The organism is Telluria sp. ZT3P26, from assembly GCF_059686035.1.
This window is the reverse complement of the sequence record NZ_JCASII010000003.1, coordinates 60,258-75,270: the sequence shown is the minus strand read 5'-3', so window position 1 is coordinate 75,270 and position 15,013 is coordinate 60,258. Positions and strand designations below refer to the sequence as shown.

Annotated in this window: 10 protein-coding genes; 9 read left to right on the top strand and 1 reads right to left on the bottom strand. The window is 60.8% G+C overall.

What is annotated here, in order from left to right; translation table 11 throughout:
• Window positions 1-17 precede the first annotated feature (17 nt).
• The 7 genes from AC56LN_RS11100 (at window position 18) to AC56LN_RS11070 (ending at window position 11,133) form a co-directional block, all read left to right on the top strand.
• A complete protein-coding gene (locus AC56LN_RS11100) occupies window positions 18-1,847 on the top strand; it encodes an ABC transporter transmembrane domain-containing protein (protein WP_499571712.1) in 1,830 nt (609 codons plus the stop codon).
• 186 nt (window positions 1,848-2,033) lie between these two features.
• Complete coding sequence (locus AC56LN_RS11095) at window positions 2,034-4,070, top strand: methyl-accepting chemotaxis protein (RefSeq protein WP_499571711.1); 2,037 nt, start codon at window positions 2,034-2,036, stop codon at window positions 4,068-4,070.
• Between the two features lie 103 nt (window positions 4,071-4,173).
• On the top strand, window positions 4,174-5,298 hold the full coding sequence (locus AC56LN_RS11090) for a threonine aldolase family protein (RefSeq protein ID WP_499571709.1): 1,125 nt from the start codon (window positions 4,174-4,176) through the stop codon (window positions 5,296-5,298).
• Between the two features lie 41 nt (window positions 5,299-5,339).
• Entirely contained in the window at window positions 5,340-6,134 is a 795-nt protein-coding gene (locus tag AC56LN_RS11085) for a thymidylate synthase (protein WP_499571708.1), read from the top strand.
• 112 nt (window positions 6,135-6,246) lie between these two features.
• Window positions 6,247-7,713 carry an Atrophin-1 multi-domain protein gene (locus AC56LN_RS11080; RefSeq protein WP_499571706.1) on the top strand — a complete coding sequence of 489 codons (1,467 nt, stop codon included), beginning with the start codon at window positions 6,247-6,249 and terminating at the stop codon, window positions 7,711-7,713.
• 133 nt (window positions 7,714-7,846) lie between these two features.
• Window positions 7,847-8,353 (top strand): serine O-acetyltransferase, encoded by a 507-nt coding sequence (locus tag AC56LN_RS11075; RefSeq protein WP_499571705.1) that lies wholly within the window; start codon window positions 7,847-7,849, stop codon window positions 8,351-8,353.
• 1,610 nt (window positions 8,354-9,963) lie between these two features.
• Window positions 9,964-11,133: an Atrophin-1 multi-domain protein gene (locus AC56LN_RS11070; protein WP_499571703.1), complete on the top strand. Its 1,170-nt coding sequence runs from the start codon at window positions 9,964-9,966 to the stop codon at window positions 11,131-11,133.
• A gap of 106 nt (window positions 11,134-11,239) precedes the next feature.
• On the opposite strand, the gene AC56LN_RS11065 is transcribed toward AC56LN_RS11070, so the two are convergent.
• Window positions 11,240-12,034 carry a galactosyl transferase gene (locus AC56LN_RS11065; RefSeq protein WP_499571701.1) on the bottom strand — a complete coding sequence of 265 codons (795 nt, stop codon included), beginning with the start codon at window positions 12,032-12,034 and terminating at the stop codon, window positions 11,240-11,242.
• A 499-nt stretch (window positions 12,035-12,533) separates the two neighbouring features.
• On the opposite strand from AC56LN_RS11065, the gene AC56LN_RS11060 reads away from it, so the two are divergent.
• Entirely contained in the window at window positions 12,534-13,721 is a 1,188-nt protein-coding gene (locus AC56LN_RS11060; protein WP_499571699.1) for a glycosyltransferase family 2 protein, read from the top strand.
• Window positions 13,714-14,874: a WecB/TagA/CpsF family glycosyltransferase gene (locus AC56LN_RS11055; protein WP_499571697.1), complete on the top strand. Its 1,161-nt coding sequence runs from the start codon at window positions 13,714-13,716 to the stop codon at window positions 14,872-14,874. The genes AC56LN_RS11060 and AC56LN_RS11055 overlap by 8 nt, the downstream gene beginning before the upstream one ends.
• The last annotated feature ends 139 nt before the right edge of the window (window positions 14,875-15,013 follow it).

Sequence of the window (15,013 nt, the reverse complement as noted above, 5' to 3'; positions counted from 1 at the left end):
AATCCCACGAAGACACGATGACGACGCGTACCACCAGCTCCACCGCCTCCCCCGACGCAGACAGTTCCCGCAAGAGCAGCCTCTCGACCCTCAAGGGCTTGACGCCGTTCATGGCGCCCTACCGCCGCCAGTTCATCCTGGCCGGCATCGCGCTGCTGTTCGCGGCCGGCGCCACGCTGGCCATCCCGGCCGCCTTCAAGCAGATGATCGACCTGGGATTCGGCGCCTCGGCCACCGCGCGCGGTATCGAGAACGTCAACGCGACCTTCCTGGCGCTGTTCGGCGTGGCCGCCGTGCTGGCAGTGGCCACGGCCGCGCGCTTCTACATGGTCTCGTGGCTCGGTGAGCGTGTGACGGCCGATATCCGCAGCGCCGTGTACCGCCACGTGGTGCGCCAGAGTCCCGAGTTCTTCGAGACCACGCGCACCGGCGAAGTCCTGTCGCGCCTGACCACCGACACGACGCTGATCCAGGCGATCGTGGGCACCAGCATCTCGCTCGCGCTGCGCAACACGCTGCTGTTCATCGGTGGCCTGGTGATGCTGTTCATCACGAGCCCGCGCCTGACGTCGATCATCCTGGGCCTCCTGGTACTGGTCGTGCTGCCGATCGTGCTGTTCGGCCGCCGCGTGCGCAAGCTCTCGCGCGATTCGCAGGACCGCATCGCCGATGCCTCGGCCGTCGCTGGTGAAATCCTCAACGCGATGCCCACCGTGCAGGCCTTCACGCGCGAAGGCTATGAGGCCGGGCGCTTTGGCGTCGAAGTCGAAAGCGCGTTCACCACGGCCATGCGCCGCATCCGCGCACGCGCGACGCTCACGCTCCTGGCCATCGTGCTGATCTTCGGGGCGATCGTGTTCGTGCTGTGGCTGGGCGCGCACGCCGTGATTGCCGGGACCATGACCGGGGGCGAGCTGGGACAGTTCATCCTGTACGCCGGCATCGTCGCCGGTTCGGTGGGCGCCCTGTCGGAAGTGATGGGCGACGCCCAGCGCGCCGCCGGCGCCACCGAGCGCCTGCTCGAACTGCTGGGCGCGCGCTCGGACATCCAGGACCCGCTGCACCCGGCCACGCTGCCCGCGCGCACCGCCAACGGCGCGCGCGTGACGCTCGACCAGGTGACCTTCGCCTACCCGTCACGCCTGCAGGAAGCGGCACTTTCGCATCTGGCGCTCGAGATCCAGCCCGGCGAGACGGTGGCCGTCGTCGGCCCGTCCGGCGCCGGCAAGACCACGCTGTTCCAACTGCTGCTGCGCTTTTATGATCCGCAATCGGGCAGCATCCGCCTCGATGGCGTCGATGTGCGCGACCTGACGTTGCAGACGCTGCGCAGCGCGGTCGGCATCGTGCCGCAGGATACGGTCGTGTTTTCGCTCGACGCGATGGAAAACATCCGCTACGGTCGCCCCGACGCCACCGACGACGAAGTGATCGCGGCAGCGCGCATGGCCGCAGCGCACGAATTCATCGAGCGCCTGCCGGAAGGCTACCGCTCGTTCCTGGGCGAGCGCGGCGTGCGTTTGTCCGGCGGCCAGCGCCAGCGCATCGCGATTGCGCGCGCGCTGCTGAAGAATCCGCCGCTGCTGTTGCTCGACGAAGCCACCAGCGCGCTGGATGCAGAATCCGAGCGCCTCGTCCAGCGCGCGCTCGAAGCTGCCATGATCGGGCGCACCACGATCATCATTGCCCACCGCCTGGCCACCGTGCAGCGCGCCGATCGCATCGTCGTGCTCGACGGCGGCAGGATCGTCGAGATGGGCACGCACCACGAACTGGTCGCGCTGCGCGGCGTATACGCCAACCTGGCGGCGCTGCAATTCCAGGCACACGCGCCTGTCGCAGCGTGACCAGTTGCGGGGTGTCGGGATGGAATGATGGCGTAGTTACCAGGCTTGCCATGTATTCACGTCACAATCCGTTGTAACGTTGCATCGGAGCACCATCAGGAGCATCCAAAAGTCACTAATTATTGCCTCAAGAAAAGTTTGCAGCGTATGATCCGGGGTTATACCTTCCATCATCCCTCAACTATCATGAGCAACCAAAAATATAGTTTAGCCAGCTGGAATGTCGGCACCCGCATCAGTGTGGTCACATTCGCCCTGGCAGGTGTCATTCTCGCCGTACTGATCGCCACGATCACCCTCTCCACATCCAGCATGCTGGAACAGCGCGCCATGCAAAGCGTGAGCAGCGAACTCAAGGGTGTTGCCAACACCGTCGAGCTCTTCAACAAGACCGTGTCAAGCCAGGCCGTCAGTTTCGGCCGCATCTTCAGTTCCGGGCTGACCGGCGCCTACACGCTCGATGAAGCAACCACCGTGGACATCGGCGGGCGCCAGGTACCGACGCTCAGCGTGGACGGCAAGCCGCTGAACCTCGATTTCGCGGTACCGGACAGCTTTACCGAGCGCACCGGCGCCAACGCCACCGTGTTCGCCGTCACGGGCGACGACTTTGTGCGCGTGACCACCTCGGTCAAGAAGGAAAACGGCGAACGCGCCGTCGGCACCGCCCTCGACAAGACGGCACCGGCCTACGCCGCGCTGCGCGAAGGCCGCACCTACGTCGGCCTGGCCACGCTGTTCGGCAAGCAGTTCATCACCCAGTACGAACCGGTGCGCGACGCCGCCGGCAAGGTCGTCGGCGCCCTGTACGTGGGCGTCAACATCAGCAAGGACATCGCGTTCCTGAAAGAGCGCATCAATGCGATCAAGGTCGGCGACAGCGGCTACTTCTACGTGCTGTCGGCAGCGCCAGGCAAGACCTACGGCGACCTGCTCGTGCACCCGAAGAGCGAAGGCAAGAATATCCTCGACAGCAAGTCGGCCAATGGGCACGAGTTCGTCAAGGAAATGCTGGAGAAGAAGGAAGGCACCGTCCGCTACGACTGGCAGAACCCCGGTGAGACCGGCGCGCGCGAGAAATTTGCGGCGTACACGCACATGAAGGACTGGAACTGGGTCATCGCCGGCGGCACGTATGTCGACGAGATCACCGCTGCCGCAACCCAGCTGCGCAACCGCTTCATCCTGTTCGGCATTGCCGCGCTGGCGGTACTGGCCACGCTGCTGTACCTCTTGGTGCGTGCGACGGTGACGCGCCCGCTGGCTGAAGTCGAAGAAGTGGCCCGCCGCATCGCCGGCGGCGACCTGACCGCCCGGATCGCGCCCCGCAACAACGACGAAATCGGTCGCCTGACCGTTGCCATCAACGACATCGGCGAGAGCCTGTCGGGCGTGGTTGGCAAGGTGCGTGACGGCGCCGAACACATTGCGGCCGCCTCGCAGCAGATCTCGACGGGCAACCTGGACCTGTGCAACCGCACCGAAGAACAGGCGGCCAGTCTGGCCACCACCGCGTCGTCGATGGACGAACTGACCACGACCGTGCGCCAGAATGCGGACAATGCGCGCCAGGCCAATGAGTTTGCCCGCACCGCATCGAGCGTGGCCCAGAAAGGCGGCGACACCGTGTCGCAAGTGGTCGCCCGCATGGATTCGATCACGATCGCCTCGCGCAAGATTTCCGACATCACGAGCGTCATCGATGGCATCGCATTCCAGACCAATATCCTGGCCCTGAACGCGGCCGTCGAAGCGGCGCGCGCCGGCGAACAGGGTCGCGGCTTCGCGGTCGTGGCATCCGAAGTGCGCAACCTGGCGCAGCGCTCGGCCGCAGCGGCCAAGGAAATCAAGGGCCTGATCGACGCCTCGAACCACGAAGTCGGCGCCGGCAGCGCGCTGGTGGCGCAAGCGGGTACCACAATGCAGGAAGTGCTCACGAGCGTGCAGCGCGTCACGGCCATCATGGCCGAGATCAGCAACGCCAGCCAGGAGCAGACCCAGGGCATCGAGGAAGTCAACCGCGCCGTGGTCGAGATGGACACGACCACGCAGCAGAACGCCGCGCTGGTCGAAGAAGCCAGCGCCGCGGCGCAGGCGATGCACGAGCAGGCCGATGCCCTCGCCCGCTCGGTGCGCAGCTTCCGCCTGGCCGAAGACGGCCCGAGCCTCGGCTACGATGCACCTGCACCGGCCCCGCGCCGCGCAGCGCTGACCCACGGCTGAATGTCGGCCGATTGAGCGCATCGCGCCCGGCCATCCGGCCGGGCGCTTCCTGAAGCATCCCCGCGCGGTGTAGAGTAGCGTTCCTGTCCCTTCGGAGTGCCCCTTGTCTGAATCCGCGCTGCAGCGCCGCTGCCACACCATTTTCCCCGGCCACCGCCAGCGCCGTCCTGCGGAACATTTTGCAGCGATGGCCGCCTGGTGCGAGCAGCACGACATCGATCACGACGTGTATGGCAACGGCGACCTGATCCAGTCGTTCGAAGCGAAGGTGGCGGCCACGCTGGGCTTCGAGGCCGCCGTGTTCTGCGTCAGCGGCACGATGGCGCAGGTGACGGCGCTGCGCCTGGCCTGCCTCGAGCGCGCCAGCCGTCTGGTGGCGCTGCATCCGACCTCCCACATCTTCGTTCACGAACGCGCCAACTACCAGCTGCTGGACCACTTCCAGGCGCTGCCCGTGGGCGACCGGCACCGGCCCTGGTCGGCCGCCGACCTGCTGGCGGTCCCGGACCGCCTGGGCGCCGTGGGCCTCGAGATTCCGATGCGGGAGATCGGCGGGCAGCTGTCGCCCTGGGACGAACTCGAGGCGATCAAGCGCAGCTGCCGTGAGCGCGGCATCCACCTGCACATGGACGGCGCGCGCCTGTGGGAAGCGGCGGCCGGGTACGGGCGCAGCGCGGCGCAGATCGCGGCCGGCTTCGATTCCGTGTACGTGTCGCTGTACAAGGGCCTGGGCGGCCTGGGTGGCGCCATGCTGGCCGGCAGTCACGAATTCGTGGGGCGCTGCGCAGAATGGTTCCGGCGCCAGGGTGGCAACGTGATTCACCGCTCGCCGTATGTGGTCGCAGCCGCGATGGACTTCGATGCGCGCCTGGCGGCGATGCCTGATTATTTCAGGCGCACCCGGTTCCTGTACGCGGCACTGCGTGCCCACCCGGCAATCCGCGTGAACCCGGCCGCGCCGCAGGCCAATATGCTCCACCTTCACCTGCCCGTGTCCCGCGATCAGGCGCTGGCGATCCGCGACGCGCTGGCGGCCGAACACGGCATCTGGCTGTACAACCGCGCCGCCCATGGCGCGCTGCCCGACACCAGCGTCGTCGAACTCTACGTGGGTGACAACCTGCTGGCGATGCCCGACCCGGTGCTGCTGCTGGCGCTGCAACGCTTTGCCGAGCGGCTGGCCGCGCCAGCCTGTGCCCGCCCCGGCGCCCCCATCTGCAGCGGATGATAGAATGACGGGTTGTTCGATCCTTCACACCACAACCCGCAATGCGCCAATATCTCGACTTCATGCGCCATGTCCAGCAGCATGGCGCCACCAAGACCGACCGCACCGGCACCGGCACCCGCTCGGTGTTCGGCTACCAGATGCGCTTCAATCTGCAGGAAGGCTTTCCGCTCCTGACGACCAAGAAAGTGCACCTGAAGTCGATCATCCATGAACTGATCTGGTTCCTGCAGGGCTCGACCAACATCGGCTACCTGAAAGAAAACGGCGTCTCGATCTGGGACGAATGGGCAGACGCCGACGGTAACCTCGGCCCGGTGTACGGCTACCAGTGGCGCAACTGGCCAACGCCCACCGGCGAGCACATCGACCAGATCGCGCAGGTGCTCGAGCAGATCCGCACCACGCCCGATTCGCGCCGCATGATCGTCTCTGCCTGGAACGTGGCAGACGTGCCGTCGATGAAACTGCCGCCGTGCCACGCGCTGTTCCAGTTCTACGTGGCCGACGGCAAGCTGTCGTGCCAGCTGTACCAGCGCAGCGCCGATATCTTCCTGGGCGTGCCATTCAATATCGCCTCGTATGCGATCCTGACCCACATGATGGCCCAGCAGGCGGGCCTGGAAGTCGGCGACTTCATCTGGACCGGGGGCGATTGCCACCTGTACGCCAACCACATGGAGCAGGTCGACCTGCAACTGTCGCGCGAGACGCGCGCCCTGCCGCAACTGGTCATCAAGCGCAAGCCGGACTCGCTGTTCGACTACCGCTTCGAGGATTTCGAGATCACCGGGTACGACCCGCATCCGGGGATCAAGGCGCCGGTGGCCGTCTGACGGCGGCTGCTCCAGCAGCGCCACGCTCGCTTGTGTAACTCGCCGTGAGCTTCAGGTGTGGTGTAGAGCAACCGCAGCAGCACATCCATTCCCGAATTCTGAAAGGATCGACATGACATACATACCAAGTGCGCTGCCCCTGCGCATCGCTGGCGTTCTACTTTGTGCGTCAGTGGCAGCCAACGGTCATTGCGCGAGCGCGCAGGCGCAGGCGCAGACCGCGACTGCCAGTACGAACGCCGTTCCCTACGGTAGCTTCGAGCGTCCTTATGCGGCCAGTTCGCTCTGGAATTCGCGTCCTGTCGATCCCGTGTTTGGCACGTTCGTCATACCGAAGTCGAGCTATTTTCCGACAATCGCCTCTGGCGCGTATTCCACGGGAGTGTTCCTCGCGTCGCCTACCGACAAAGCCATGACTGTCGTCGGTAGCGGCTCCAATAAAACCGCCACCGTAGGCGTGGCCGATCCGGATAACGGTACCAGCCGCGTAATCACCATACCGCGCTGGCCTGCCAGCGTTTTGCCAGCGTCGGGCACGGATGGCCACGCAGATATCGTCGATCCAGTGACGAAGATAATCCACTCGTTCTGGCAACTCAAGCAAGTCGACGGGAGATGGACTGCAGCCCTTTATTCGTGGAGCAACCTCGCTGGCACCGGCTGGGGCGATCCCGCGCACTACTACCAGGGTGCACGCGCGGTCGGCATCCCTGCGTCCGCAGGCTTGATCCGCAAGCATGAGATCAACGATGGCAGGCCGGCTTATACGCACGCCCTGGCAATGTCATTGACATTCAACGCATTGGCCAACGGCATAACTGGCCCGGCATACGTATTTCCAGCCACGTCGGCAGACATCGATTTTTCAAAGAATACTGGTTCAATTCCCCAAGGAGCACTCATGATGCTACCGCCGGACTTCGACAGCAGCAAGATTTCCAGCGCCAAGCTCAAGAAAGTGGTTGAGACACTCAAGACATACGGCGCTTATGTCGTCGATCGAAATACCGGGACGCCTTTTGTCATTTATGTTGAGAACGACTCTGGCTTCAGCCTGTCGAAAGGCTGGGACAATGCGATTGCCAACCAGCTCGACCTCATCCGTGCGGGCCTTCGTCAGGTTACTTCTGCAAAAGGCTGGGTCGATGGAAATGGGAATGCCCTTCCCGACGCCATGAAGACGCCGCAATGGAAGAATATCCTGTCAATGCGCGGCCCATGGATCAAACAGTCAGGTACGGCAGCGGTAGCGTACGACGCCACCACCGGGAGTCTATTGTTCGATGCCTCGACGACAAAAACCGTGCAGATCAATGCCAGCAACGCAGGTATGACTCCTGTGAAATGGGCGATACCCAAGGAGGGTGACGAGATGAAATTCACGGTCGCCGCGACTGGCGGCGCAACGTTGCGCCTACAAGTGAAATCCAATGGTCTCGTCAAGTACGAAAGTCAGGATTTGACCCATGGCCAGTCGGCGCGATTAGAATGGCCCGCAAACGCAACTGTCACGCTGATCGCTACCAGCGGTATGAAGGGCGCGTCGTCGGTCAAAGCAGCGCTGATGCAATCACACTGATGCTTGCCCCGTACTAACCGACAGCCGAACCAGAAATTGAGTGGCTTGGCAATTTTGGAATACTTGTCAAAAGAGTACAAGTCCCAGAATTGGTTATACTGCAGTTCGGAATTATTATTTCATCAGGGACAGAATGCAGGATAAAAGCGATTGGGAGTGTGATTTGGCGCGATATGGAATGCGGCGGCCCTTCCTCAGGGAGCAGTCAATTTGGGCTGTCTGGCTATACCGCCTGGGGCGACGCATTGACCAGCGTCCTGCTGGCATTGGAAAAAGATGGCGCACGACGCTGTACTGGCTGGCGTTTCGCATGGTCGAAACTACGACTGGCGTAAGTCTTCCGAAGTCTGCCACGATCGGCCCAGGCCTGCGGGTCTGGCACTTCGGCAATATCTTCATCCACCCTGAAGCGACAATCGGCGCCAATTGCACCTTACGTCAGGGAGTAACAATCGGTAATCGTCATGTCGATGGTCCCGTCCCGGTACTGGGGGATAATGTCGAAATCGGCGCTTATGCGCAAATACTCGGCGGAGTGACCATCGGAAACAACTGCCGCATCGGCGCCATGTCGGTCGTGCTGCATGATATGCCGGACGGTAGCACGGCAGTGGGCGCACCCGCACGCCTGATTCTGTGATCCGATTCCGAGGTAAAGGTGTCAATGGCGTAGTCCATTCCTACGCCCAGTGACGGCCCTCGCGAGTTGCCACATCTCATGAGATATGCAACGCGCGGCGGCCGTGCAATTATCGAGACTGCCATGTGTGCCACCTTGTCACGGCATCCCCTGCCAGTGATAGATTCTCAGTTTTTCAAGTTTCATCCCTATATCCCAATTAGCACCTGCACTGAGCGCCGTCTCTAAACCCGATTGGGTGGAATCGGTTTGGCAGCCGCATGCGCAGACGAAACCTGAGATGAAAGTCACCGATCCTTTCTGGCGTTCAGGCGCGGAAGGTGTTGCAGCGATGCCAGACAATCATATACCCGGATTTAGTAAAACCACAATTCGTCAATACGAATAATTTGTTGATCGCAATATCGAATTGGCGAAATGGCTCGTGATATCCAGGGTTTGCTGGCTGGCGAATTAGACCATGCTGTGCTGAACAGGATATTCCAGCGCTCGATGAGCCTCCGTTCGTCGCCATACAGACGAGTATCTCTCCGCTCCTCGCTTCCTCCCCCTGAACCTGCCGCAAGTACCAGGATCTGCCCGGACATCTCGAACTTCCTGATTTCACGTTGCAACGTATTTACAAGATCATTTTGCCTCGTCGAAATTCCTGCTCTGGAATGTCTGCAGGCGCATGGCCGTCAGAGGTGAACAGGCATCATGGTGACCATTCGGTTTCAATTTGCCAACGAAGACCAATAACTATTCTTTAATAGAGATAGGAATTTCTACAAGCTTATGTCTCATCTTTTCCAAAATAGCTAATAAAAACATCTTTTGCCGTGCGGAATCTATTGCTCTCGCATAATAATGGAGTCCTTGAATAGGCCCTTGCTGAGCGCCTGATGCAGCAACCACACCTCCTGAATTTTGAAGAGATCGACATGACATTCCCATTCAACACAACGACCCTGAGGATCCTCTCGACGCTTGTCTGTACTTCGCTGGCAGCATGTGGCGGTGGTAGTGGTGCAGCCACGGGTGGCGATTCCGTGACGGCAGCGCAGTCCGTGTCTAAGGGAGTCGTGCCAGCCATCGAAACGACTTCGCCGGTTATTTCACCGACGGCCGCTTCACCGGCTGTTCCCGTTGCAGCGTCAACTAATAGCAGCGGTAGTCAAGCAGCTGCCGCTGCCACGGTCGCACCGGCTACGCCGTCAACGGCCGCTTCACCTGCTGTTCCCGTCGCAGCGCCAAATAACACCAGCAGTAATGGAGCAGCTGGCGCCGCAGCTGGGGCACCGGCTACTCCACCGACGGCTGCTTCACCTGCTGTTCCTGTTACGGCGCCAAATAATACCAGCAGTAATGGAGCAGCTGGCACCGCAGCAGGCGCACCGGCAACGGCGACCGGACCTACTGCAAGTCCAGCAGTCGCTGACTCGGCAAGTAGCGCTTCTTCTAACTACGGTAACTACCTGCGTCCTTACGCGGTAAATTCGTTGTGGAACTCACGTCCGGTCAATCCTGTTTTCGGCACCTTTGTTATTCCGACGTCAAGTTACTTCCCTGCAATATCCTCGGGGGCTTACTCCACAGGCGTCTTCCTGGCTTCTTCCACGGACCAGCCAATGACTGTCGTGGGTACCGGATCGACTGCGACAACGACGGTAGGCGTCGCCGATCCTGATAGCGGTGGCAACCGCGTCATTACTATTCCACGCTGGCCAGCTGGCGTGTTGCCGGCCACTGGCACAGATGGCCATGCGGATATTGTTGATCCGATTACAAATATCATTCATTCATTCTGGCAGCTCAAACAGGTCAACGGCCAGTGGAGGGCCGCATTGTATTCATGGAGCAAGCTCGGTGGCACGGGCTGGGGTGATCCAGCTCATTACTACCAGGGTGCACGTGCCGTTGGCATCCCTGCGTCGGCTGGCCTGATTCGCAAGAGTGAAATCAAGGATGGGCTGCCGACCTACCCCCACGCGCTGGCGATGTCGCTGACCTTCAACGGCTTATCCAACGGTGTTTCCAGCCCCGCCTACGTGTTTCCAGCCACGTCAGCCGACAACTCCGCTTCAGCCAACACCGGGTCTATCCCGCAGGGTGCGCTTCTCATGCTGCCACCGGACTTTGACAGTAGCGGAATCGTCAACGCCGACTTGAAAAAAGTGGTCGAGACGCTCAAGTTGTACGGCGCCTATGTGGTAGACCGCAACACCGGCACACCATTCGTTATTTATGTAGAAAATGGCTCGGACTTCAACCTGATGCCGAAGGGATGGGACAACAGCATCGCCAGCCAGCTCGACAAAATTCGGGCCGGCCTGCGCCAAGTGATGTCGGCACAGACGTGGGTCGATGGGACCGGCAAACCTGCTACCGACGCCATCAATGCGCAACGAGCCATGAACATCCTGTCAATGCGAGGCCCCTGGGCGAGGCAATCTGGCACGTCCGAGGCAACCTACGACACGTCGACGCAAACGCTATTATTCAGTGCAACAACAGCGAAGACTGTCCATTTCAACGCAAATAATACGGGAATGACACCCGCCAAGTGGGCGGCTCCGGTTGCGGGAACCTACGTAAAATTCACGGTCCGTGCGACTGGCGGCGCTACCCTGCGCATGCAACTTGGTGCCGGTGGCGTCACGACCACAGACACCGGCGCTTTGTCGGACGGGCAGTCGCTGCGCTTCCTGTGGCCGGCGAACGGTAAATTCACCTTGATCGCCTATAGCGGAACAAACGGCGCGTCTTCTGTCAAAGGCGAGCTCATTACGTCGCAGTGATCAGGGCACAGCGCTGAAATAACAGTCGGAGCACGAGCCTCAATGCCGTTTGGTGAAGACTGAACGGCATTTTTGCGCGTCAAACGGAAACACCGGTCGCCCAGCGTTATCCGAAAAATTCGCGGCGCAGCCCGCGTCCCATCAGGCGCAATCGACCAAGCCGGGAAACCAGCTCAATCGGCCGCTTGAGAAGCCAAGGGTGAAAAATATAAGTCGACAGAATATCTTTCGAACGGCTATGTGACCCCGTGTGGCCAGTCCGGTAAATAGCACCGGGAAACGGAAGAGCGGACAGAGGTGTGCCTCTCTCCGCCAGATGCCCGGTAATGAATACATGGCTGCCAAGCATACGCTTGATATAGCCGTCCTCGGCGCCCTCGAAACTGGCGGGCAGGGCAAACAGGTCGGCACGAATGATGTGAGACGTCCCGCACAACATGGAGAAATTTGGACTGCGATAGATCACTTTCCTGCCCGGTGACCAGACAAATCCGTGATGCACAAACCAACCGTTCTCGCCCTGGTGCTGCCTGACGAAACCGGTCAAGCCGCTGCTGATCAGATCGTCGTCATCGACCACCATGAAGTAGTCGGTCTGGCCGACTGCGAGCATTCCTGCCAGAATTCTGCGTCCTTTGTCGAGACGCACCGCTTCATGGAACGCTTCACGATCGGCAGCACCTTGTTCGTGCAGCGAGTTAGGGGGGAAGTCGACCCATGCCACCTCCACACCCGCCGGTAGCGAAGGTAGTTCTGAACCGCGATTTGCCACCACGACGGCACGCCAACCGGGTTCTGACTGATTCGCGATGGACGCCAGAGTGACAGCGAGATTGCTCTTTAACTCACTCCAGTCGCGTGCATTTGCAGGGTGACGTACAGGGATGACGAAGGTGAGCATAGTTTTCATATTGATAATTAACAGTTAGACTACGTGCAGAATAGCCTGTGAGTTGTCGATAGTAAACTGCGGGACTACATTAGCCCATGCATGTCAGAGCCATCCGCCGAGCATATGGCTGAAACTTACCTCAGCCGTGGGCGTCGCCGCTGTAACTGCCAAGTCACCACACCCCCTCCGGCATCGATCTCCGCACACGGTCTTCTACAAAAGCAATATAGTTACATCCAGACACTGTCCACCGGCCAATCCTTGAATCGCGCTATACCCGCCGGACCGGTATGGGGATCACGAGTTCAGGGAGTTTCTCAGCGATGACTTCGCGCGCGAGTTATCTATCAAGAGGAATATCGCTTATTATATTGACCTGGATCAAACAACATCAAAACCGTCGGGAGCAATTGTTTCCCTTGGTCACTATCGAGCACTCTTACAGGGTGCGAGCTCTGCGTCAACCGCTTCGCACCTCTCCGTCGTGTCAATTTCAGGAAGGATTGCTTTGGCGTCTGCACTTTCAATTTGCCTTTTAGTATTACTTTGTATCGTCATGGTGCCGGTGCTCGTATTGTTCACGCAGGCGCTCCTGGCGATGCTGCCGATACGTGTAACGGCGCAGGTGCCCGGCCCGCGCCCTCGCATTGCGATCCTGATACCTGCCCACAATGAAGAAACGGGCTTGCTGGCGACGCTGGCCAGCCTGCAGCCACAGCTGAGTACGAATGATCGCATTCTTGTCGTGGCAGACAACTGCAACGATCGCACAGCCGAAGTAGCCCGCCAGGCCGGTGCCGATGTAGTGGAGCGAAGCCACGCGCAGTTGCGTGGCAAGGGGTATGCGCTGGACTTCGGAGTACAGGCGCTGGCGGCAGCACCGCCAGATGTCGTCGTGATCGTCGACGCTGACTGTATCGTTGGCGAAGGAGCCATTGCCCGTTTGGCGGGACTGGCCGTCAGTCATCACCGGCCGGTCCAGGCACTTTACTTGATGCACACGCCTGCCGGCAGCGGCCCATTGAAAAAGATTGCCGAATTTGCCTGGATCGTCAAAAACAAGGTACGGCCGCTGGGTTGGTTCCGCCGTGGATGGCCATGCCAACTGATGGGTTCGGGGATGGCCTTCGAATGGCACTCGATTCGCGCTGCCCGGCTCGCAACCGGCCATATTGTCGAGGACATGAAACTGGGAATGGACCTGGCACTGGCCGGGTTGCCCCCCATGTTCTGCCCGGACGCGATGGTATATAGCTGTTTTCCGACCAGCACCGAAGGCGTGAAGAGCCAGCGGACCCGTTGGGAGCACGGCCACCTGAGCATGATCGGCAGTACTGTCCCGCGTACCCTCCTGGTCGCCACGCGCCGTGCCAGCCCTTCCCTGTTTGCCTTCGGCCTCGACCTTTGCGTGCCTCCACTGGCCCTGTTGGTGCTGATGGTATGCACTCTCACAGGTCTCGGTTTGTTGCTTGCGTTATTTGGTGGCCCAGTCGGGCCGCTGTTCCTGGGCGTCGCGACCGGGGCCGCGCTTGGCGCAGCAATCCTGATGGCGTGGTGGCGGCACGGTCGTACCACTTTGAGCAGCAAAGAATTGATGCTGGCCGCTGTGTATGTCGCGGCGAAAATACCGCTGTATTTCCGCTTTCTGTTCCAGCGTCAAGTCGCTTGGGTAAGGTCGAAACGTGACAGTGAATAATCCCCTCTCTGTACCGCTTGACACCGCGCCTGTCGTTACCGACTTTTCGCGCCGTGTGTATTGCGTTCTGGGCCTTCCGTTCGATGCGGTAGATGTAGAAGAAACGGTCGAACTGCTCATTAAGTGTGCAGCCAACGTCGAGCGCTGCTTTTTTTCGACGCCCAATTTGAATTTCTTGATTACCAGTTTGGGCGATCGCGCCTTCCGGGACTCAGTAATGCGCTCTTCCCTGTCGCTGGCCGACGGCATGCCGATCGTCTGGCTGGCACGGCTTCTGGGCTTACCCATTACCACTCGTGTTGCCGGTTCGACTGTATTCGAACAGCTGCGCGCGCAACGCGCCATGCCGATCAAGGTGTTTTTCTTCGGCGGACCGGATGGCGTGGCGCAGCAAGCGGCCGACGTGCTGAATGCCGACGTCGGCGGTATGCACTGCGTGGGTGCTTGCTCGCCGGGCTTCGGTACCCTTGAAGACATGAGCACGCCCGCCATCATCGGACGAATCAATGCCAGCAATGCCGATCTGCTGGTAGTGGCTCTTGGCGCCAAGCGCGGCCAGGCCTGGATCGAACACAATCTCGGCACCCTTCGCACGCCCTTGGTCAGTCACTTGGGTGCGGTGGTGAATTTCGTTGCAGGCACCGTTAGCCGCGCCCCATCCGGCGTAGGCAAATTTGGCCTGGAATGGCTATGGCGTATCAAGGAAGAGCCGGCATTATGGCGGCGCTACTGGAGCGATGGAATGGCACTGCTGAGCCTCCTGATCAAAAGTGCCCTGCCTGCCGCACTGGACGCACGGCGCATGCGGGCGGCAACGGTCGCGCCCGTGCTGCAGGAGCGCGACGAGGGCCCGCATTACACTCTCGCGCTGGGAGGCGCATGGCATGATGAGGCGCTTGGGGAACTGCGCAAGGCCTTGGCGCGCGCCACCGCGCGCCAGCAGGGTGTCCGCCTTGAACTGCTGGCCGATTGCAGGCTTGACAGTGCAGCGTTAGGCCTGCTGCTGCTGCTCTATGGCCATCAAAGCAAGATTGGCGCAGCATTGGCTGTCCGGGCGGAGGGTGCTGCAGTACGGCGCACGATGCGCCTGCAGAACGTCGCCTTCTTGCTGGAGGGACTGGATGGCGCGGCTACCTCCGCAGCGCCCGCTTGATGCAAAGTCCCTCTGTCGTTATTTGCTGACACCACTGGCAGCACAACGCAACTTGATGCTGCCAGGGTGCCACCCCCATCCAACCTCGCTCGCGACAAGTGTTTGCGCAGAGCCGTTTCAATCAAACATATCGGAGCAT

Excerpts from the sequence above, each read along its gene's own strand:
- AC56LN_RS11100 (WP_499571712.1), top strand. The coding sequence starts at position 18 with ATGACGACGCGTACCACCAGCTCCACCGCCTCCCCCGACGCAGACAGT.
- AC56LN_RS11095 (WP_499571711.1), top strand. The coding sequence starts at position 2,034 with ATGAGCAACCAAAAATATAGTTTAGCCAGCTGGAATGTCGGCACCCGC.
- AC56LN_RS11085 (WP_499571708.1), top strand. The coding sequence starts at position 5,340 with ATGCGCCAATATCTCGACTTCATGCGCCATGTCCAGCAGCATGGCGCC.
- AC56LN_RS11080 (WP_499571706.1), top strand. The coding sequence starts at position 6,247 with ATGACATACATACCAAGTGCGCTGCCCCTGCGCATCGCTGGCGTTCTA.
- AC56LN_RS11075 (WP_499571705.1), top strand. The coding sequence starts at position 7,847 with ATGCAGGATAAAAGCGATTGGGAGTGTGATTTGGCGCGATATGGAATG.
- AC56LN_RS11070 (WP_499571703.1), top strand. The coding sequence starts at position 9,964 with ATGACTGTCGTGGGTACCGGATCGACTGCGACAACGACGGTAGGCGTC.
- AC56LN_RS11065 (WP_499571701.1), bottom strand. The coding sequence starts at position 12,034 with ATGCTCACCTTCGTCATCCCTGTACGTCACCCTGCAAATGCACGCGAC.